This is a genomic window from Phenylobacterium sp. (assembly GCF_035309685.1).
GTDB lineage: Bacteria > Pseudomonadota > Alphaproteobacteria > Caulobacterales > Caulobacteraceae > Phenylobacterium.
Genome location: NZ_DATGEX010000035.1, coordinates 1 through 19,947, shown reverse-complemented (window position 1 = coordinate 19,947; position 19,947 = coordinate 1). Strand labels below are relative to the sequence as shown.

Here is a 19,947-nt window from a genome sequence, read left to right as displayed (position 1 = left end):
ATGAGCCTTCCGGCCACCCGCAGAGACTTTCTCGGATGCGCCGCTGCGGCCCTGTCGGGCCTGCCGCTCGCGGCCCGTGCAGAGCCGGCCAAGTCGCGGCTGATCCTGCTCGGCACCGGCGGCGGGCCGACGCCCAAGCCCAACCGCTCGGCGCCGGCCAACGCCATCGTCGTGAACGGCCAGGTCTATGTGATCGACTGCGGCAACGGGGTCGCCCGCCAGCTGGTGCTGGCCGGCCTGCCGCTGAACGCGCTGCGCTGCGTCTTCATCACCCACCACCATTCCGACCACAACGCCGACTACGGCAACCTGCTGCTGCTGAGCTGGGCGGCCAATCTGGCGAAGCGCGTGGATGCGTATGGTCCGCCGCCGCTCAAGCAGATGACCCGGCTGTTCCTGCGGATGAACGCCTACGACATTCGCACAAGGATCGCCGACGAAGGCCGCCCGCCACTGAAGGACCTGATTTCCGTCCACGAGGTCGCCGCGGGCGGCCCGGTGATGGCCGACGCCAACGTGAAGGTGACCGCCGCGCTGGTGGACCACGGGGCGGTGAAGCCGGCGCTGGCCTACCGTTTCGACTGCCCCGACCGGTCGATCGTCTTCTCCGGCGACACCCGGCCCTCGGAGAACCTGGTGAAGCTGGCCAAGGGCGCCGACGTCCTGGTGCACGAGGTCATGTACCTGCCGGCGGTGGACCAGATGGCCGCCGGCGAGACCAACGCCAGGACGCTCCGCGAACACCTGCTCAGCGCCCACACCACCGCCGAGGAGGTAGGCAAGGTGGCGACGCAGGCCGGGGTGAAGACGCTGGTCCTGTCGCACTTCGTCCCCGGCGGTCCCGGCATCGACGACGACACCTGGGCCGCCGCCGTGCGCCCGCACTTCGCTGGCAGGCTGGTCGTCGGTCGAGATTTGATGGAGCTTTAGCCCAGGTTCTCGGCCGTCGCGTAAGCGGCCCTCAAGAATCTGTCCACGAACCACACGAACGCGCCTGGTTCTGAGAGGACCGCGAAGCGGGCAGTCCCTTTTTCAAACCACCAAGAACACCAAGATCGCCAAGGCGACACGAAGACCTCAAAGATCACGAAGACCACGAAGGGGCCGCAGAAGCTGCTGCGCTGGGACAGGCTGGGCGTCTTCGTGGTCTTCGTGATCTTTGAGGTCTTGGTGTTCAAAGACTGAGCCTCCGCTGCCGCGGAGGCTCGGAAGCGCCCACCCGTTCGTGTGGTTCGTGTGGTTCGTGGACAATTTTGCGGCTTCGCCGACCCGCACCGGGAGGGGTGATCACCGTGTTTGACTCCCCATCGCCTGGGTGTATTGTATGAGTGTATGCATACACAGGCGCAGATATTGGCCGCGTTGCGGCTGGGCGACACGGGCGTCCCGATCTACGTGCAGCTGCGCGACCAGTTCCTGCGGGCGATGGGCGCCGGCCTGATGAGCCCTGGCGACCAGATGCCGACCATGCGGCAGGTGGCGGTGGAGATGAAGGTCGACCTCAACACCGTGCGCCGCGCCTACGACGAGCTGGAGCGGCTGGGCGCGGTCACCCTGGTGCGTGGGCGGGGCTCCTTCGTCGCCGAGCCGCCGCCGGCCATGGAAGGCCACGAACACGAGACCGAGACCGACCGGCTGGCCCACCAGACCCTGGCCGCCGCCGCCGCCCTGGGCGTCGATCCCCTGGCGCTGTCCGAACGCATCGCGGTGCTTGCCGCTAAGGAGAAGATCAAATGAGCATGCCTGGTTTTGCGATGAACCTGCCCGGGCAGCGCGCCCGTGGCGGCAATCCGACCGCGGGCCTGATCGCCGTGATCCTGCTGGCGCTGGCCGGCCTCGCGGCGGAAGAGGCCGCACGCACCGAGACCTACGCCCTGTTCGGGCTCGCCGCCCTGCTGGCGCTGATCGGCATACTGACCCCGGCGTCGCTGAAGATGGCCAACCACTGGGAGCGCGCGGTGGTGCTGCGCCTCGGGCGCCTGCAATCGATCTCCGGCCCCGGCCTGTTCGTGATCGTGCCGGTCATCGACCAGGTGGTCTATTGGCTCGACCAGCGAATCCAGACCACCGAGTTCAACGCCGAACAGGCGCTCTCCAAGGACACCGTGCCGGTCGACGTCGACGCCGTGGTCTTCTGGCAGATCCACGACCCCGAGCGCGCCGCGCTGGAGATCACCGACTACCGCTCCGCGATCAGCCGGGTGGCCCAGACCTCGCTGCGCGAAATGGTCGGCTCGTCCCTGCTCTCGACCCTGCTGGCGGACCGCAAGCACGGCGACGAAATGCTGCGCGAGGAGATCGGCCGCAAGACCGCCGAATGGGGGGTCACCGCCATCTCGGTGGAGATCCGCGACATCGGCGTGCCCGACGCCCTGCAGGACGCCATGAGCCGCGAGGCCCAGGCGCAGCGCGAGGCCGCCGCCCGCATCCATCTGGGCCAGGCCGAGCTCTCGGTGGCCGAGAAGTTCGTGGAGGCCGCGGAGATCTACGCCCGCAGCCCCGCGGCCCTGCAGCTGCGCGCCATGAACATCATCTACGAGACCACCAAGGAGCGCGGCGCGACCATCCTGATGCCGACCGCCATGGTCGACTCCATGAACCCCGGCGGCCTCCTGGGCCTGACCCAGGCGGCGATGAGCGCCCAGGCCAAGCCCGGCGCGCCGGCCGCCGAGACCTCGGTGGTCAACCAGCCCGCCCGGCGCTCGGTGGCCCGCGCCGCGGCCAACGCCGCCAAGCGCAAGCGCTAGCGGGAACCAGGTGTCTTGGGGGCGATGAGCATGCTGCGCAGACTGACGGTCTGGATCGCGAGCCTGACGATCGGAATGTTGGTGATGGCCATGGTGCTGGCCAGCGCCGCCCACGCGCAGGCGACCACGCCGGCGGCCGACCGCGAAGTCTCAGTAGATGGCGGCCGCGCCCCGCTCTACGGCGCGCTGCTCAGCCCGCCGGGCGCGCGGCCCGGACCGGCGGTGCTGCTGATCGCGGGCTCGGGCCCCACCGACCGCGACGGCAACTCGGCGGCGCCTAGCGTGAAGCCCGCCAACCTGAAGCTGATCGCCCAGGGCCTGGCCGCGGCCGGCGTCACCAGCCTGCGCTACGACAAGCGCGGGCTCGGCAAGAGCGCGCCGGCGATGCTGCAGGAGGCGGACCTGCGCTTCACGACCTATGTGGATGACGCCGCCGCATTCGCGCGCTTCCTGAAGGCCCAGCCGCAGGTCACCTGCGTCGTCATCCTGGGCCATTCGGAAGGCGCCCTGATCGCGGCGCTGGCGGCGCAGAAGGTCGCGACCTGCGGGGTGATCGAGGTCTCCGGCATCGGGCGTCCGCTGGGCGTCGTACTGCGCGAACAACTGGCGGCGGGACCGATGCCGGCCAGCCTGCGGGAACAGTCCAATGCGGCGCTCACCGAGCTGGAGCACGGCCGCCCCGTCGCCAACATCCCCGGCCTGGAAGCCTTCTTCCGGCCGAGCGTGCAGCCCTATCTGATCTCGCAGCTGACCCTCGATCCCACCCAGGCCCTGGCGGCGGTGAAGGCGCCGGTGCTGATCCTGCAAGGCGACAACGACCTGCAGGTCCAGGTCGAGGACGCTCAGCGCCTGCACGCCGCGCGGCCCGACGCCAGGCTGGTGATCCTTCCGGGCGTGAACCACATCCTCAAGGAGGCGCCGCGCGACCGGGCCGGCAACATCGCCACCTACGCCGATCCCGACCGCCCGCTGGCGCCCGGCGTCATGCCGGCGATCCTGGCCTTCGTGCGGTCGGCGGCCCACTGAGGATTGGCGTTTGGACCGGAGCGCGGCTAGCTAAGCCGCATGACCCGCACCGTACCCCCCGCGCTCCTTGGCCTGACCGCCAGCCTCGCCCTCCTCGCCCCGCTCGCGGGGTCGCAAGCCGCCTCGATGGCGAGCCTCAAGCCGCCCGCCGACCTGGTGATCTGGGGCGGGCCGATCTACACGGCGGTGGACGCGCACCCGAAGGTCGAGGCGGTGGCCGTGAGCCACGGGCGCATCGCCTACGCCGGCGGCAAGGCCGGGGCCCAGGCCCTGGTCGGCCCGGCCACCAAGGTCATCGACCTGAAGGGCGCCGCCCTCTTCCCCGGCTTCACCGACAGCCACGCCCACCTGCGCGGCATCGGCGAGCGCGAACTGACGCTCAATCTGGAGGGCTCCAAGTCCGCCGCCGAGGTCACCCAGCGGCTGAAGGCCTGGATCGCCGACCACAAGGGCCCCGTGGTCGGCGGCGGCTGGATCGAGACCGGCTGGCCGGAGGGCCGCTTCCTGAACCGCTCCGACATCGACGCGGTGTCGGGGGACACGCCCGTCCTGCTGCGCCGCGCCGACGGCCACGCGGTGGTGGCCAATACCGCGGCCCTGAAGGCGGCCCACATCGACGAGACCACGCCCGCGCCGTTCGGCGGCCAGATCCTCAAAGGGCCCGACGGCAAGCTGACCGGCATGCTGGTCGACAACGCCATGCAGCTCCTGAGCAGCGAGCGGCGGCCCGGGACCGGCGTGGACCGCACGGCGGCCTTCAAGGCGGCGTTCCGCGTCGAGACCGCCTACGGCTGGACGGGCGTCCATTCCATGAGCGTGGACATGGCCGACGTGCCCCTGCTCGAACAGATGGACAAGGCCGGCGAGGCGACGCTTCGGGTCTACAACATGGTCGACTACGCCGGCGCCGCCCCGCTGCTGGCCTCGGGTCCGCGCGCCACGCCGGACGGACGGATCACCACGCGGGGCGTCAAGCTCTACATGGACGGCGCGCTGGGCAGCCGTGGCGCGGCGCTGTTCGCGCCCTACGCCGATGCGCCGACGCTCAAGGGCACGCTGATCACCCAGCCCGAGGTTATGCGCGCGGCGCTCGCCAAGGCGTTGAAGGCCGGCATCCAGGTCTCGACCCACGCGATCGGCGACCGAGGCAATGCGACCGCCCTCGACCTCTACGAGGAGGCCTTCAAGGCCGATCCGGCGAAGGGCGCGGCCGGGCGCTGGCGGATCGAGCACGCGCAGATCCTGCGGCCCGCCGACATCCCGCGCTTCCACGCCGACCACGTCATCGCCTCGATGCAGCCCAGCCACGCCATCGGCGACTTCCACTTCGCCAAGGCGCGCCTGGGCGCCGAGCGGCTGAAGGGCGCCTATGCCTGGCAGAGCCTGTTGAAGTCGGGCGCGGTGGTGGTCGGCGGCTCCGACGCGCCGGTGGAGCGCGGCGCGCCGCTGATCGAGTTCTACGCCGCCGTGGCGCGCAAGGACCTGAAAGGCTTCTCCGACGCCGACTGGCATCCGGAGGAGAAGCTGACGCGGGCGCAGGCGCTGAAGCTGTTCACAGCGTCCGCGGCCTACGCGCGCTTTGCCGAAAACGACCTGGGCACGATCAGCGTCGGCAAACGCGCCGACCTCAGCGGCTTCTCGGTCGATCTGATGACCGCCCCCGAGGCGGATATCCCCAAGGGCCATGCCGTCCTGACCGTCGTCGACGGCCAGGTGGTCTACGATAAACGCTAGGCCCTAGTCGTCGCCGTCGGCGATGTCGGAGAGGTGGCCGCCCATCTTTTCGCCGAAGGCGCTGGTGACGACCTTGCCCTTGTCCTTCTGGCCGGGGTGGGCCTTGCCGTCATCGGGCTTGGCGGCCTTGGTGTTCCGGGCATCGTCGCCGTCGGCGATGTCGGAGAGGTGGCCGTCCATCTTCTGGCCAAAGGCGGTGTGCACCACCGTGCCCTTGTCCTTCTGCTTCGGCTTCGCGCGGGGGCCGGTGGTCTCGTCAGCCATGGGGTGCTCCTAAACTCCAGGCGCTAGCCTATGGGCAGTTCACGACGCTTTCAACGTGCGCCGTTGCGGAATTCTGGCCGAGGCCTTCGAGGATCGATAAGCGTGCGGTCGGCGACACGTTCTTAGGCGGCGCCTTGGAGCAGGCAATAATGGCGGGCGGCTGGCTGATCGGGGTGCTGCTGGAGGTTCCGGGCGAGCCCGCGCCGCTGCGCCACTACTTCGCCATCGGCCATGAGGACCAGGGCAAGTCGGAGTGGACCGCCGTCGATTGGGCAGGCCGCGCGGGCCGCGTCGCCGAAAGCCCCAAGGCCGGCCAGGAGCCGGTGCAGGCGATCCGGCCGCTGACGCTCGCCAAGATGAAGACGCTGGGCCTCGCGCCCGGCGAGGTGCGCGAGCTCGGCTGGCGCCATCCCAGGCGCTGGTTGACCGGATGAGGCCCCTGGCCGCGGCCGTTCCAGGCCCGCCGCCGCTCGCCGGCCCGGGGAGCGGAATCCCGATTCCTCGCCTGCTGGGCGACTTCAATTGTAGCGGCGCCTTAGGGGGTCTAAGGAGGATGCGAATTAACTCTGACGACTGAGGCCGGCATGCGCAAAATCCACTCCGCGACACGCCAAGGCCCCGGGCGACAGACGCACTAAATCAGGCGTAGAGCGGTCACGTGGCCCTCTAAGGCCGCGACCCGCGCGAAGGGCATTCGGGGGAAAGCCATGGCGAACAGCGGGCACGGCGGGGACGCCACGCAACAGCAACTCTGGGACGCGATCGAGGGCCGACGCGTCGGCATGCTCGAGTTGACCCGCTCGGGCCTGCACGCCCAGCCGATGCTGGCGTTCGTGGAGCGCCGGAAAAACCGCCTGTGGTTCGTCGCGCGCCGCGACACCGACCTGGTGCGCAGCATCGGCGAGGGCGGCTGCAGCGCCTTCGTGTTCCAGGACGGCGACTTGATGGCGTCGGTCGCCGGCGCCCTGCGGGTGGTCGAGGACCGCCGGCGCATGGGGCGCTACTGGAACGCCACGGTCACCGCCTGGCTGCCGGAAGGCCTGCACGATCCGAACCTGACCATGCTGTGCATGGACTGCGTCGACGCCGAGGTCTGGATGTCCGGGGTGGGCCTGACCAAGTTCAGCTGGGAACTGGCCTGGCCCGGGGCGCGTCCGCAGGGTCTGGACATCGGCGTCCCGCGCCACGCGACCCTGCACTAGGACGTGGCGTCGGAAGGATTCGGCGCGGCCCTCGCCTGATCCCGGCAAGTGATTCGCCGTCAGTCTCGGCGCCAAATGATGGCAACGCGCGATCCGGCGGCGACCAGCGCGTCTCAGATATTGTTGAGTCGACTATCCGACATTCTCAGGACCCCCGAAAGCTCGGGAAAAACTCAGCGGAAGCACAGACTTTTCTGCGGATAGTCACTTCTCTTGCCAGGAGTGTCGAGTACTCGACAGTTTTTGCGCGATTGCATCGATAGCTTGAAACCGAAGCCGTACCGCGACGTTTCGATTCCCCGATGCAAAGGTTGCTCACCAAGGTGCACAATAGACTGCTCGCTTCGTTGCCCAGCGAAGACCAGGGACTGCTGGCGCCGCATCTTGCTCAGATCGACCTTGAACGGGGCCGCCTGCTCTACGACCCAGGCGATCGGATCGACACCGTCTACTTCCCGCACGATGGGGTCATCTCGCTGATGACGCTGATGGAGAACGGCGCAGCGATCGAGAGCGCCACCATCGGTTGCGAGGGCGCGCTGGGCCTTATGGCCGCCGTCGCGCCGCGCCAGTCGCTGTCGCGGGCCATCGTCCAGACTCCCACGCGGGCGGCGCGGATGAACGCGGCGGTGCTGCACGAGGCCTGGGAAAAGAGCCCGCGCATCCGCGACCTGGTCGACCGCCATACCGAGGCGCTCTACGGCCACGCCATCCAGTCGGTGGCCTGCAACGCCCTGCACTCGGTGGAGGCGCGCTTCTGCCGCTGGCTGCTCACCTGCCACGACCGGATCTCCAGCGACACCGTCGCGCTCACCCAGGAGTTCCTGGCCGACATGCTGGGCGTGCAGCGCACGACGGTGACCGCGGTCGCCCGCTCGCTGCAGGACAAGGGCGCCATCCGCTATCGCCGCGGCGTCGTCGACATCATCGACCGCAGCGTCCTCGAACAGCTCGCCTGCGAGTGCTACGGCGTCATCCGCCACACCTACGAGCGCCTGCTGCCCGAGGGCTAGATCGGCCGTCGGCGGACGTGTTGCGGGCGCGAAACCCGATGCGGCTTGCCCTAGCGGAAATTTCCCCGTTTCTTGGCGCGCGACGCAGGATTGAACCTGCCATTCCCGAACTTTGCGCATCAGAGAGACGCCTATGACCGCCGCACGCCGAAACATCCTGCTGACCGCCGCCGCGGTGGCCGCGCTTAGCGCGGGGGCGGCGCTCGCTGCGCCCGACGCCAAGGCGCCGGCCCACCACCGGGTCACGACGCAGCGCACCGCCTCGGAGGCGCCGGTTCCCGCCGCCGACCTGGCCTCGCCGAAGTACGGGACCTGGGGCTTCGACGTCAGCGGGATGGACACCACGATAAAGCCCGGCGACGACTTCTTCGGCTACGCCAACGGCAAGTGGGCGGCGCGCACCGAGATCCCGTCGGACCGGGTGCGGTTCGGCAATTTCGACAAGCTGTCGGTGCTCTCCGAGAACCGCGTCCACGCCATCGACATCGACGCCGCCGCCGGCAAGCTCACAGACAAGGACGGGGCCAAGATCGGCGCGGCCTATGCCTCGTTCATGAACGAGGCGCTCGCCGACAAGCTGGGCGCCAAACCCATCGCGCCGGAGCTGGCGCAGATCCGCGCGGTGAAGACCAAGGCCGACTTCACCGCCCTGATGGGCAAGGGCAACCACACCGGCTTCACCACCATCCTGCCGGTGGGGATCACCATCGACGCCAAGGCGCCGACCAAATACGCCGTGCTGGCGGCGACCGGGGGCCTGGGCCTCCCCGACCGCGACTACTATCTGCAGCCCTCCTTCGCCGAGAAGAAGGCCAAGTACCTGGCCTATGTGCAGCAGATGCTCACCCTCGCCGGCTGGGCCAAACCGGCAGAGAACGCCAAGGCGATCGTCGACTTCGAGACGAAGCTCGCCGAGGTGCAATGGACGCGCGTCCAGCGCCGCGACCGCGACAAGACCTACAACCCCATGAACCCCGCGGAGCTGGCGGCGCTCACGCCCGGCTTCGACTGGAACCGCTATCTCGCCGCCACGGGCCTGCCGGGCGTGGACCGGGTGATCGTCACCACCAACACCGCCTTCCCCAAGGTCGCCAAGATCTACGCCGACACCCCGCTCGACACGCTCAAGGCCTGGCAGGCGTTCCACGTCGCTGACGGCGCGGCGCCCTATCTCTCGAAGCCCTTCGTCGACGCCAGCTTCGGCTTCCACAACAAGGAGCTGAACGGCCAGCCCGAGCAGCGGCCGCGCTGGAAGCGCGCGGTGGCCTTCACCGACGGGATCGTTGGCGAGTCCGTGGGCCGGGTCTATGTGGCCCGCTACTTCCCGCCGGAGTCCAAGGCCAAGATGGACGCCCTGGTGAAGGACATCCAGACGGCGCTGAAGGCTCGCATCGAGAAGCTCGATTGGATGAGCGATCCTACCAAGGCCAAGGCGCTTGAGAAGCTGTCGCAGTTCACGGTGAAGATCGGCTACACCACCGAGTGGCGCGACTATTCCAAGCTGATCGTCAAACCCGACGACCTCTACGGCAACATCAAGCGCTCGCAGACCTTCGAGTGGAACCGCGATGTCGCCCGCCTGCACAAGCCGGTGGACAAGGCCGAGTGGGGCATGACGCCTCAGACGGTCAACGCCTACTACAACCCCTCCAACAACGAGATCGTCTTCCCGGCCGCGATCCTCGCCCCGCCGTTCTTCGATCCTGACGCGGACCCCGCCATCAACTACGGCGGCATCGGCGGGGTGATCGGCCACGAGACCAGCCACGGCTTCGACGACCAGGGCCGCAAGTCCGACGGCAAGGGCGTGCTCACCGATTGGTGGACCCCGGAAGACACCGCCAAGTTCAACGTGCAGCGCGACAAGCTGGGCGCTCAGTATTCCGCCTTCGAGCCCTTCCCCGGCGCCCACGTCCAGGGCGGCCTGACCATGGGCGAGAACATCGGCGACATGGGCGGGCTGTCGCTCGCGCTCGACGCCTACCACACCTATCTGCACGGCCGGCCCGCGCCGGTGATCGACGGCCTGACCGGCGACCAGCGGGTGTTCCTCGGCTGGGCCCAGGTCTGGCGCGAGAAGATCCGCGAGGACGCGCTGCGCCAACGGCTGGTCAGCGACCCGCACTCGCCGGCGGTCTATCGGGTGAACGGCACCATCCGCAACATCGCCGGCTGGTACGACGCCTTCGGCGTCAAGGCCGGCGACAAGCTCTATGTTGCGCCCGACGACCGGGTGCACATCTGGGTGAAGTGAGCCAAGCGAGCGTTCCCTCCTCTTTAGGGGAGGGTGGCCGCGGCGAAGCCGCGGACGGGTGGGGGTTTGTGGGCCAGGACTCCGACGTCCACGCTTGAACGCGAGTCCCCCACCCTGATCGCTTCGCGATCTGTCCCTCCCCTAAAGAGGAGGGATGAGGGCGGCTCTAGATCCCCTCGGCGTAGCCCAGGAAGCCCTGGGCGCCGTCGGCATGGGTCACTGGCGTGCGGCGGCGGTGCGTGACCATGCGCTCGTGCAGCAGTTTGATGCGCTGGCTGCCCGCGGTCTCGAACGCGAACGGCAGGACGGCGTGCACCAGGCAGGCCAGGGCGCCCATGAGCATGGTGAAGCCGAACCACGACGCCACCTGCATGTGCTCGAAGTAGCTCTCGCCGACCGTGGCGGGGTGATCTGTGAACGCGCGAAACATGCTGGCGACCCCGTGGCTTGAGCTTGCCCGCATGATGCGGCCGGCCGGAGAGAAAATCATTGTCGCGTTGGAGTCTGAATTTCCGCGCGGCGATAAGAAAGTTCTTCCACAGAGGAATCATGGAGAACCAAATTCTCCAATCTTCGATTGTTAACCAGGTCTTAAGCCGCGATTCCGCCCCTGGGAGAACCGCTCACCGCGCGGCCTCGATCGCGACGGCCCTGGGGCTGGCGGGGTCTGGGCCCGGCGGCCGGGGCTTCAGCCCAATCCGCTGATGAGCCGGATCGTAGAGCACCGACCAGGCGAAATAGGGCGCGATGCCGGCATAGATCACCGGGCCGTAGACGCGGGTCTCGCGCCGCCAGGTCAGCCGCGTGCCGAGATCGCGCGCGCCGGTCACCAGGGTCTCCCGCGCCGTGATCGCGCCGACGGTGTCGAAGAGTTCCAGGGCCGCGGGCGAGCCGTCCGGCCAGGGCTCGCCGGCGCCCCGCGCATTGACCACCGACAGCCACGGCGCGCCGGTGTCCAGCAGGACCGGGCCGCAGACCCGCGCGCGCGTCCGCGAATTGACCAGGCAGCCGGGCACCGCGTCGTGCAGCCCGCCGCCCGGTTCGTGGGCGTAGGGCGCCGACAGGGGGGCGAAGGCATAGCCCGCGGCCTCCTCGTCGGTGGGATTGAGGATCAGCCGCCCGTCGCCCTCGCCGGGCCTCGGCAGCTCGACGATCCAGCGGCGCGCGCCCAGGAACCGCAGCGGGTTGCCGACCTGGCCCTGGGCCATGTCGATGCCGAGGATCGCGCGGAACCCCTCGCCCGGCAGGCCGTCGCTGGCGATGCCGTACTTGTCGAGCGTGGTGCGCGAGGCCGGGCAGTTCGGCAGGTAGTCGAAACAGCCGATGCTGCGGATCAGGTGCACCCGGCCGGTCCCGCTGGCGGCGCCGATGGTTACCTTCGCCTGCCCGACCACGCCCACGTAGCGGGAGCCGGAGGCGTAGCCGTAGACCTCCTCCGCCTTGGTCGCCGCCGCATCGCCCGGGACGAGCGCACCCGGCAGGATGCGCAGGCCCGTGGAGCCGGTGTCGAGGCTGACCAGCATCGCCGTCCTGCCGACCGTCACCGGCACGGCGTAGCGCAGGGCGCCGTTGCTGAGCGTCAGCTGGCGGATCGGCGCCTCGCTGCGCGCCGGCGGCTGCGCGGCCGGAAACGGCGCGGCGGCGAGCGCGGCGAACAGCAGGGCGAGCGCGCGGAGCATGGCGGCGCCATCTGACACTGGCCTTCACGCGCGGAGAAGGCGAAAAGGCCGCTCTGTGATTTCAAAGGGATGGACGCGTGGATCCGCTGCACCTGGTGACGCCCTACTGGCCGCATCGCGGCCTGCCCGCAACGGGCCGCGAAACCTGGGTGAAGATGGACGCCCACCAGCCCACCGGCTCGTTCAAGATCCGCGGCATCGGCCTGCTCTGCCAGCGGCTGCAGGTCGAGGGCGCGCAGCGGTTCGTCTGTTCGTCCGGCGGCAACGCGGGCCTGGCGGCGGCCTATGCGGCGCGGGCGATCGGCGCGCCCATGACCGTGGTGCTGCCCTCCACGACGCCTGACTTCATGCGCGAGCGGATCGCGGCGCTGGGCGCCGAAGTGCTGATCGAGGGCGACGTCTGGGACGCCGCCGACGCGCTCGCCCAGGCCATCGCCGGCCGCGGCGAGGCGGCCTATGTCTCACCCTTCAACCACCCCTACCTGTGGGAGGGCCACGCGAGCCTGGTGGACGAGATCGCCCAGGCCGGTCCCGCGCCCGACGCCATCGTGGTCGCGGTCGGCGGCGGCGGGCTGATGTGCGGCGTCGCCGAGGGTCTGGAGCGCAACGGCCTGAAGCACACCGCCATCGTCGCGGTGGAGACCAAGGGCGCCGCCTCCCTGGCGCGCTCCATCGAGGCCGGCGAACCGATCACCCTGGACCGCATCGACACCGTCGCCTCCAGCCTCGCCGCCCGGCGCGTGGCCGATCAAGCGTTCGCCTGGACCCAGACGCGCACCGTGGTCCCGGCGGTGGTCTCCGACGCCGACGCGGTGCGCGCGTGCCTCAGGTTCGCCGACGACCATCAGACGGTGGTGGAACCCGCCTGCGGCGCCGCGCTCAGCCTCGCCTACGACGACCACCCGGCGCTCAAGCCCTACGCCCGCGTGGCCGTCGTGGCCTGCGGCGGGGTGGTGACGAGCCTGGAGAAGCTGGCCGGCTGGAAGGCGCAGTTCGGCGTGTAGGCGGATCGATATTCATCGCGATTGCGGGCGGCGCTTACATGCTCCTCCTCCCACAAGGGGAGGAGGACCATTCGGATTCGCTTCGCTGTCATCGACGCTTCGATCCGCCCTACCGCGTCAGCTCGCAGATCCAGTTCACTTCCCAGGTCCGGCCGCCGTCGGCGGAGAAGGCCTGCTCCATCCGGGCCGACTTGGGCGTCAGGTTGAACCACTGATAGCGGATCGCGACCTGGCGGCCCTTCCAGAGGTCCGCGGCGTAGAACTCCCCGCGCTTTCGATCGGGCGTGCTGGTGAAATCGCCGATCTGCGGCGGGCCCGAGAGCGTGCCCGCGTTCACGTCCAGCAGCCAGATCGACCATTGGCGGGTCTCGGCGTTGTAGAGCCGAAGCGTCTGGCCCTTCAGGTGGTCGCCGGCGGCGTTCCTGACCTCGAACTCCTCGAAGTTGGCGTTGGAGTCCAGCAGCTTGTGGTGGTTGGAAATGCCGTCGTACTCGACCCACTTGTTCGAGCCGACCAGGCGGTCGGGCAGGCGCCGCACATGCGCCTTCCAGTCGCCGATCAGGAAGTCGAAGTCGTGGCCGCCGTCGTGCAGCGCCGCCGCGGCGGGCGCCGGCGGCTGGGCGGCCGACAGGCCCGGATTCCAGAAAACCGCCGCGACGGCGGCCAGACCTGACAGCCCGGCGCGGCGCAAATTCGTGCTCATGACCCTGCTCCCTCGATGTCTCCTGGGAGGGGTCTAGGCCGTGGCCGCTGACAGCATCCTGTCAGCAGGTGACCTAGTGCGCGGTCAGCTCGCCGCCGCGCGGCAGGCCGTAGGCCCGCAGGTAGGACGGCAGGCGCAGCGCCATGCGGGTCGCCTCGCGCATCGAGGGGAAGGCGGTGGCCTGCTTTGGATCGTTCGTCCAACCGGCGGCGCCGGTGTCGGACAGCAACAGGTAGGACGCCTGGGCGCCGGGCCGCGAGATCACGGCGGGCATCGGCTGCGGCGGCGTAAAGGCAATGGACATCTGATGTCTCCCGGTCTCGTTAACCAGGAAGCTAAGCCAGGCCCTAAGGCGCCGCTATTCGGGTCGGTTACCTAAGCAGTTCTACGGGGCGGTTGGAGCGGCCGGGGGGAATCGAACCCCCGACATTCAGCTTGGGAAGCTGACGTTCTACCTCTGAACTACGGCCGCATCGCTAGGAGGTGCGGTTCCTTAGCCGGTCTGCCAGCGCCTCTCAAGCCGCTGTCAGGTCCGCTGCATTGCAGCGCAGCGCACCGGTCCGCTAAGAGAGACCTCGAACAACTGTTTGAGGACCCCTCGCCTTGACCGACCTTTTCGAGCCCCTGACCCTTAGCCACGGCCCGGCGCTGAAGAACCGCATCGTGCTGGCGCCGCTGACCAATCTGCAGAGCCATGCCGACGGCACGCTCTCGGACGACGAGTTCAAGTGGCTGACCTACCGGGCCAAGGGCGGGTTCGCGCTGACCATGACCTGCGCGGCGCACGTGCAGCGGATCGGCCAGGGGTTCCCGGGGCAGCTGGGCGTGTTCGGCGACGAGCACCTGCCGGGGCTGACGCGGCTCGCCGCCCAGATCAGGGCCTATGGCTCGATTCCCGTGGTGCAGCTGCATCACGCCGGCATGCGCTCGCCGAAGGACCTGATCGGCGAGGCGCCGGTGGCGCCGTCGGACGATGAGGGCACGGGCGCGCGCGGGCTCTCCACCGCCGAGGTCGAGCAGCTGATCGAGGACTTCGTCGCCGCCGCCGTGCGCTCGGAACGGGCCGGGTTCGACGGCGTCGAGCTCCACGGGGCGCACAGCTACATCCTCTGCCAGTTCCTCAGCGAGAGCCTGAACCGCCGCACCGACCGCTATGGCGGCAGCCCCGAGAACCGCGCCCGGCCGATCCTGGAGATCATCGACGGCGTCCGCGCCCGCTGCCGCCCCGACTTCAGCCTGGGCCTGCGCCTGTCGCCCGAGCGGTTCGAGCTGAAGCTGATGGAGATCCGCGAACTGGCGCGCCGCGTGCTGGCCGACGGAAAGATCGACTACCTCGACCTGTCGCTGTGGGACTACGCCAAGCTGCCGGTGGAGGAGGAACACCAGGACCGCACGCTGATGGCCTGGTTCACCGACCTGCCGCGCGGAAAGGTGCGCCTGGGCTGCGCGGGCAAGATCATGACGCCGGCCGACGCCCGGACCTGCCTGGAGCGCGGCATGGACTTCGTGCTGCTGGGCCGCGCGGCCATCCTGCATCACGATTGGCCCAAGCTGCTCGCCGCCGACCCGGCCTTCACCCCGATCAAGACCCCGGTCACCGCCGACCACCTGCGCGCCGAGGGCCTGGGCCCGGCCATGGTCAAATATATGCAGACCTGGAAGGGCTTCGTCGAGGAACCGGAAACCGAGCCGGCGTAGGCCAGAGAAAACCACCAAGCGCGCCAAGAGCGCCAAGGGCTCCAGGGAACACGAAGGCCACGAAGGACACGAAGACCACGAAGCCTCGACGGCCGTGAATGAACTTCGTGGCGCGCGTCGCGCGCCGATTCCAGTCAGGACGTATGAATGAAGGCCGAGGGTCTGCGCAGGCCCCTTCGTGTCCTTCGTGATCTTCGTGGTCTTTGTGTCCCCGAAACGCCTTGGCGCTCTTGGCGTCCTTGGCGGTTTGAAATCTGCGCGACATTGACCGCGCCGTGCGCACGCCGCACCCTAGGCCAGATCAGATCAGGAGGCTCCGATGGCCGACGGCGAGATGCTGCAGGACCGCGCCAAGTTCCACTCGATGACCGAAGGGACTCAGGAAGACTGGGCGGCGATCACGCGCGCCGCCGCCCCGCACCGGGGCGAGCTGGCCGACCGGCTGCTGGCGCACCTGAAGCTGCTGGACAACGACCACGGCGGCTTCGCCGTCGACCGGCTGGAGCATTCGCTGCAGACCGCCACGCGGGCGCACCGCGACGGGCGCGACGAGGAATATGTGGTCTGCGCCCTGATGCACGACATCGGCGACATCCTGATGCCCGCCAACCACGCCGAGCTCGGCGCCACCATCCTCAAGCCCTACGTCTCCGAGGCCAACCACTGGATGATGGACAAGCACGGCGTCTTCCAGGGCTACTATTTCTTCCACTACATCGGCCTGGACCGCGACATGCGCGAGCAGTTCCGCGGCCATCCGCACTTCGAATACTGCGCCCAGTTCTGCCACCTCTACGACCAGTCGAGCTTCGATCCGGCCTACGACACCATGCCGCTGGACGCCTTCGAGCCGATGCTGCGCCGCGTGGTCGAGACGCCGAAGCAGTCGCTCTACAAGAAGGACTGACCGCCTAGCGCGGAATGGGCAGCAGCGCGCGAACCTCGCGGCGATACTGCGCATAGGGCTCGCCCAGCGCGTCCACCAGCATGCGATCCTCGACGCGGATGCGGTAGGCGTAGCCGACGATCGTCGCCACCAGCGAGGCGGCGAACACCGGCGCCGAGCCGGACGTGAAGGCGATCCCGTTCAGGCACAGGAGCGAGCCCAGGTAGCCCGGGTGGCGCACCGCCCGGTAGGGCCCGTCGCGCTCGACCGCGTGGTCGCCGTGCGTCAGCAGGGTGCGGGTGTAGCGCTCGCGCAGGGTCAGCACGGCCCAGAGCCTGAGCCCCAGTCCCGCCAGCCCGATGGCCGCCGCCGCCCAGGCGCTGGCCGGCAGGCCGGGCAGGCTCTCGCCCAGCCACCAGGCCATCCAGCCCTGGGCCCCTGCGACCGTCTCGGGTGCGTGCTTCATCGAAAGCGCGAAGCCCAGGATCGGGACCAGCGACGTCGCGCTGAGCACGACCGAACTGCGCCGATCCGTGCCCTCCGCCCGGCTGGAGCGCGCCTTGGCGCCAAAGCGCACCTCCGACTGGATCAGGAAGAGCACGATCAACGCCACGCCCCCCAGCCCATAGGGCCGCGCGGCGAACCATCCGGAGATTGCGGCAAACGTCATGCGTCGGTTTCCTCGAAGATCGCCTCGATCGGCATACCGAATAACGCGGCGATCCGGAACGCCAGCGGCAAGCTCGGGTCGTACTTACCGGTCTCGATGGCGTTGACGCTCTGGCGCGAGACGTCGAGGCGGATGGCCAGGTCGGCCTGGCTCCAGTCGCGCTCGGCGCGCAGCACCTTCAGGCGGTTCTTCATCGCCAACCCCCCGTCACATGGGCCCTCACCGGCGCCGCAGCCGCGTCCAGCCGGTCGTCAGACCCTGGCAGACGCAGAAGATGACGAACACCTGGGTCAGCGCGATGCGCGGCAGGCCCGCGAAATCCTGCAGGAAGCCCCAGCCGGTGCAGACGGTGAGCGTCAGGCCGGTGGCGGCGACGTAGGCCTGGATGTTGAGCATCCGCATGTACTCGTCCTCCTCCTCCTGCAGGTAGCGCAGGACGACGAAGACCACGGCGGCGACCGGCAGGGCGGGCGCCAGCGCCACGAGATAGAGCCAGGGCTTGGGCGGCGCGAAGCCATCGCGCACGGCGAAGTCCACGGCCAGCAGGACGGCGACATAGCTCGCCATGGCGGCGGTGAAGCGCAGCATGTAGCGGCGCCAGGACGGCTTGAAGATGATCGGGCGTGGGCGGGCAGCGTCAGACATGTGCTTGGTCTCCTTGTCTTGATGACAAGGAAACACGACATCGAAACCGTGTCAAGCACCCATGACAAAAAGTATGCCTTCCTTTCCCGGAGCGGGTGTTCTGGGCCGACGCGGGATCAGCCGTCGCCCAGGTTCCTATAGCGGGCCTGCGTGGCTTCGAAGGCGACGGCCTCGCGCTCCCACTCGTCGGCCAGTTTCAGGATTTGGGCCCGGTACGCGGCGTTCGTCACATCCGCGCCGAGGCGCCTGGCTTGCGCAGCTTTCTCTCGCAGGCGTTTGGCGTCTTCCACCCACCAGCCTGACGCGCGAATGTGGTGAAACGCAAATCATATGTCGGATACCGTCACAGCCGCCGCGCGCGTGACAGATCGCCTTTGCCTTCACGATGCGCGACGCGAAGCGCCTACTGCACCCGCTCGACCTTGAAGCCGCGCGCCGCCAGGAGGGCGGGAAGTCCGTCCTGGCCGACCATGTGCAGGGCGCCGACATTGACCAGTTCGACGCCGGGGCTGAGGCCCATTTCGGCCGTGAGCTTGTCGGCCCAGGCGAGGTTGCGGCGCTTCAAGAGCACGTCGTAGAGCGCCGGATTGTCGTGGGCGAGATCCCTGACCAAGCTGGGGCCCAGCCGCGCCAGGTCGCCGGCCAGCCATTCCTGCTCCAGGGACGACGCGCCGGGATTGAGGCTGAGCCGCGGGTGTTTGGCCGGGGCCGGATGCCGCGCGTGGATCACGTCGGTCAGGTACTGCAGCTCGGCGGGCTCGGGCAGGCTCGCGAACATCCGCGCCTGGTCCTCCAGGGTCTCAAATGTAGAAATCTGCTTGCCGCCGCTGCGCGCCTCGCGGGTCACGGTCATGTCGGCGCCGGTCTCGACCGCGGCGCCCTTGGCCAGCACCGGCTGCATCGACAGCATCAGCGCCGCGGCCCAGGGGCGCAGGTGCTCGATGCGGTCCATGTCCGCCCCCCCTTTTAGCTCGGAAAGGCCTTTCAGCTCGGAGAGGTCGGCGGCGGCGAGCTTTTCCGACAGGCCCCGCTCCGGATCGACGCCGTAGCGGCTGACGATCAGGCCGACGGTGGCCGGGTCGGCGGTCCCGAGATCAGCCTCGAACCACACCTTGGCCGCCTTGGCGTAGGCGGCGTCATAGGCGGGCGTCCGCCACTGGGTCGTGGGCGCAAGCGCATGCAGGGTGCCGAAGAGATAGACTTCCGATCCGGCGCCGGTGACGCGCCACATGGCCGGCGCCGCCCAGGCCGCAACCGGGGCCGCCATGCCCAGCATTCCGGCGACGAAGCCCGCGAGCAGGGCCAGGACACGCATCAGGGACATCAAGGCAGACCCTCCGATGAGGAGGCCGACTTAGCCCCCCTGCTCGCCCCAGACCCGGAAATGCTTGGATAGCTTGAGACCCTGCCGCTGGTAATGCGACCCGAGGTCGCCATAGAGCCGGTCCGGCCGCTCGGTCAGCGGCTCGTAGACCAGCCGCGCCACCGTCTGGCCGTCCTCCAGGATGAACGGCGTCTCGTGGCTGCGCACCTCGAGCACCCCGCGCGAGCCCTTGCCGTGCGCCTCGTCCGTCCCGAACCCCGGATCGAAGAAGCCGGCGTAGTGCACCCGGAACTCCCCCACCGACGGGTCGATCGGGGTCATCTCGGCGGCCTCCATCACCGGGATCTCCACCGCGCCCTTGGAGGCTAAGATGTAGAACTCGCCGGGATCGAGCAGCAGCTGGCCGTCCTTCGGCCGCAAGGGCTCCCAGAAGTCGCGCGGGTCGTGCCCGTCCTCCTTGTCGAGGTCGACCAGGCCCGCGTGCCGCCGCCCGCGGAAGCCGGCGATCTCGCCCGTCAGGTCGACCCCGACGCTCTCGGTGCGCAGCCGCCCCGGCGTGCCGGTCTTCAGGCGCAGCTGGTTCAGCCGCGTCCCCGTGCGCACCAGCACCGAAAAGGTCTGCGGCGCGATCTCCATATAGATCCGCCCCTCGTAGCCGGCGTCCACGTCGTCGAAGGCGTTGCCCCGGTCGGTCAGCAGGCGCACGAACACGTCCACCCGCCCCGTCGAGCTCTTCGGATTGGCCCGCGCCGACACCCCGGCCGGCAGCTTCAGCCGCTCCTGCAGCTCGGCGATGTAGACACAGCCGCGCTCCAGCACCGCGCCGCGGGTGAGGTCCACCTCGTGCATCGCCACCGCAGCGATCCGCTCGCGCACCGTGTGGCGTCCCGGCAGGAAGGAGGCGCGCACGCGCCAGGCCCGCGCGCCCAGGCGCAGGTCGAGGCTGGCCGGCTGCACCTGATCGCCGCCAACGCCATCGGCGGCGTGGATCGCGCCCTGGGCGATCAGGTCCTCGATGGATTGGCAGGGCAGGATGCCAGCGGTCTCGCTCATCGCCCCTCACTCGGGGATGGGCGGCGCTCTGGCAAGGGATTGGGC

Annotated in this window: 22 protein-coding genes and 1 tRNA gene; 12 read left to right on the top strand and 11 right to left on the bottom strand. The window is 69.2% G+C overall.

Going from position 1 to position 19,947, the window contains the following annotated elements; genetic code table 11:
* The 5 genes from VKQ35_RS11285 to VKQ35_RS11265 all read left to right on the top strand — a co-directional run bounded on the left by VKQ35_RS11285 (position 1) and on the right by VKQ35_RS11265 (position 5,507).
* Positions 1-930: an MBL fold metallo-hydrolase gene (locus VKQ35_RS11285; RefSeq protein WP_324361598.1), complete on the top strand. Its 930-nt coding sequence runs from the start codon at positions 1-3 to the stop codon at positions 928-930.
* 423 nt (positions 931-1,353) lie between these two features.
* The gene (locus tag VKQ35_RS11280; RefSeq protein WP_324361597.1) at positions 1,354-1,737 is read left to right on the top strand and encodes a GntR family transcriptional regulator; all 384 of its coding nucleotides are present in this window, start codon (positions 1,354-1,356) and stop codon (positions 1,735-1,737) included.
* The gene (locus tag VKQ35_RS11275) at positions 1,734-2,747 is read left to right on the top strand and encodes a slipin family protein (protein ID WP_324361595.1); all 1,014 of its coding nucleotides are present in this window, start codon (positions 1,734-1,736) and stop codon (positions 2,745-2,747) included. The genes VKQ35_RS11280 and VKQ35_RS11275 overlap by 4 nt, the downstream gene beginning before the upstream one ends.
* 30 nt (positions 2,748-2,777) lie before the next feature.
* A complete protein-coding gene (locus VKQ35_RS11270) occupies positions 2,778-3,773 on the top strand; it encodes an alpha/beta hydrolase (protein WP_324361593.1) in 996 nt (331 codons plus the stop codon).
* A 39-nt stretch (positions 3,774-3,812) separates the two neighbouring features.
* A complete protein-coding gene (locus VKQ35_RS11265; RefSeq protein WP_324361591.1) occupies positions 3,813-5,507 on the top strand; it encodes an amidohydrolase in 1,695 nt (564 codons plus the stop codon).
* Between the two features lie 3 nt (positions 5,508-5,510).
* On the opposite strand, the gene VKQ35_RS11260 is transcribed toward VKQ35_RS11265, so the two are convergent.
* Positions 5,511-5,771, bottom strand: coding sequence for a hypothetical protein (locus VKQ35_RS11260; protein ID WP_324361589.1), 261 nt, complete (start codon positions 5,769-5,771; stop codon positions 5,511-5,513).
* Positions 5,772-5,920: 149 nt separating this feature from the next.
* Between VKQ35_RS11260 and VKQ35_RS11255 the strand changes: the two genes are divergently transcribed.
* The 4 genes from VKQ35_RS11255 (at position 5,921) to VKQ35_RS11240 (ending at position 10,240) form a co-directional block, all read left to right on the top strand.
* On the top strand, positions 5,921-6,205 hold the full coding sequence (locus VKQ35_RS11255) for a hypothetical protein (protein ID WP_324361587.1): 285 nt from the start codon (positions 5,921-5,923) through the stop codon (positions 6,203-6,205).
* Between the two features lie 273 nt (positions 6,206-6,478).
* Complete coding sequence (locus VKQ35_RS11250; protein WP_324361585.1) at positions 6,479-6,973, top strand: pyridoxamine 5'-phosphate oxidase family protein; 495 nt, start codon at positions 6,479-6,481, stop codon at positions 6,971-6,973.
* A gap of 302 nt (positions 6,974-7,275) precedes the next feature.
* Positions 7,276-7,986, top strand: a complete 711-nt coding sequence (locus VKQ35_RS11245) for a Crp/Fnr family transcriptional regulator (RefSeq protein ID WP_324361583.1) — start codon at positions 7,276-7,278, stop codon at positions 7,984-7,986.
* A 133-nt stretch (positions 7,987-8,119) separates the two neighbouring features.
* Positions 8,120-10,240, top strand: coding sequence for a M13 family metallopeptidase (locus VKQ35_RS11240; protein WP_324361581.1), 2,121 nt, complete (start codon positions 8,120-8,122; stop codon positions 10,238-10,240).
* Between the two features lie 166 nt (positions 10,241-10,406).
* Here VKQ35_RS11240 and VKQ35_RS11235 read toward each other — a convergent pair whose 3' ends face one another.
* Both VKQ35_RS11235 and VKQ35_RS11230 read right to left on the bottom strand, forming a co-directional pair.
* A complete protein-coding gene (locus VKQ35_RS11235; protein WP_324361579.1) occupies positions 10,407-10,670 on the bottom strand; it encodes a DUF6356 family protein in 264 nt (87 codons plus the stop codon).
* A gap of 193 nt (positions 10,671-10,863) precedes the next feature.
* The gene (locus VKQ35_RS11230) at positions 10,864-11,919 is read right to left on the bottom strand and encodes a hypothetical protein (RefSeq protein ID WP_324361577.1); all 1,056 of its coding nucleotides are present in this window, start codon (positions 11,917-11,919) and stop codon (positions 10,864-10,866) included.
* 77 nt (positions 11,920-11,996) lie between these two features.
* Between VKQ35_RS11230 and VKQ35_RS11225 the strand changes: the two genes are divergently transcribed.
* Positions 11,997-12,923 (top strand): pyridoxal-phosphate dependent enzyme, encoded by a 927-nt coding sequence (locus tag VKQ35_RS11225; RefSeq protein ID WP_324361575.1) that lies wholly within the window; start codon positions 11,997-11,999, stop codon positions 12,921-12,923.
* A 109-nt stretch (positions 12,924-13,032) separates the two neighbouring features.
* Here the strand turns inward: VKQ35_RS11225 and VKQ35_RS11220 are convergent, their stop codons facing one another.
* The 3 genes from VKQ35_RS11220 to VKQ35_RS11210 form a co-directional block, all read right to left on the bottom strand.
* The gene (locus VKQ35_RS11220) at positions 13,033-13,626 is read right to left on the bottom strand and encodes a hypothetical protein (RefSeq protein ID WP_324361573.1); all 594 of its coding nucleotides are present in this window, start codon (positions 13,624-13,626) and stop codon (positions 13,033-13,035) included.
* Between the two features lie 73 nt (positions 13,627-13,699).
* The gene (locus VKQ35_RS11215; RefSeq protein WP_324361572.1) at positions 13,700-13,930 is read right to left on the bottom strand and encodes a hypothetical protein; all 231 of its coding nucleotides are present in this window, start codon (positions 13,928-13,930) and stop codon (positions 13,700-13,702) included.
* A 93-nt stretch (positions 13,931-14,023) separates the two neighbouring features.
* Positions 14,024-14,098, bottom strand: a tRNA-Gly gene (locus VKQ35_RS11210).
* 131 nt (positions 14,099-14,229) lie between these two features.
* Here VKQ35_RS11210 and VKQ35_RS11205 point away from each other — a divergent pair.
* Positions 14,230-15,324: an NADH:flavin oxidoreductase gene (locus tag VKQ35_RS11205; RefSeq protein ID WP_324361570.1), complete on the top strand. Its 1,095-nt coding sequence runs from the start codon at positions 14,230-14,232 to the stop codon at positions 15,322-15,324.
* Positions 15,325-15,643: 319 nt separating this feature from the next.
* The gene (locus VKQ35_RS11200) at positions 15,644-16,231 is read left to right on the top strand and encodes an HD domain-containing protein (protein ID WP_324361568.1); all 588 of its coding nucleotides are present in this window, start codon (positions 15,644-15,646) and stop codon (positions 16,229-16,231) included.
* Between the two features lie 4 nt (positions 16,232-16,235).
* Here VKQ35_RS11200 and VKQ35_RS11195 read toward each other — a convergent pair whose 3' ends face one another.
* The 5 genes from VKQ35_RS11195 to VKQ35_RS11175 form a co-directional block, all read right to left on the bottom strand.
* Positions 16,236-16,880 carry an isoprenylcysteine carboxylmethyltransferase family protein gene (locus tag VKQ35_RS11195; RefSeq protein ID WP_324361566.1) on the bottom strand — a complete coding sequence of 215 codons (645 nt, stop codon included), beginning with the start codon at positions 16,878-16,880 and terminating at the stop codon, positions 16,236-16,238.
* Positions 16,877-17,074, bottom strand: coding sequence for a helix-turn-helix transcriptional regulator (locus VKQ35_RS11190; RefSeq protein WP_324361564.1), 198 nt, complete (start codon positions 17,072-17,074; stop codon positions 16,877-16,879). The genes VKQ35_RS11195 and VKQ35_RS11190 overlap by 4 nt, the downstream gene beginning before the upstream one ends.
* Before the next feature lie 25 nt (positions 17,075-17,099).
* Positions 17,100-17,525: a hypothetical protein gene (locus tag VKQ35_RS11185; RefSeq protein ID WP_324361561.1), complete on the bottom strand. Its 426-nt coding sequence runs from the start codon at positions 17,523-17,525 to the stop codon at positions 17,100-17,102.
* A 403-nt stretch (positions 17,526-17,928) separates the two neighbouring features.
* The gene (locus VKQ35_RS11180; protein WP_324361559.1) at positions 17,929-18,849 is read right to left on the bottom strand and encodes a TraB/GumN family protein; all 921 of its coding nucleotides are present in this window, start codon (positions 18,847-18,849) and stop codon (positions 17,929-17,931) included.
* Between the two features lie 30 nt (positions 18,850-18,879).
* Complete coding sequence (locus VKQ35_RS11175; protein ID WP_324361557.1) at positions 18,880-19,902, bottom strand: 2'-deoxycytidine 5'-triphosphate deaminase; 1,023 nt, start codon at positions 19,900-19,902, stop codon at positions 18,880-18,882.
* Positions 19,903-19,947 lie beyond the last annotated feature (45 nt).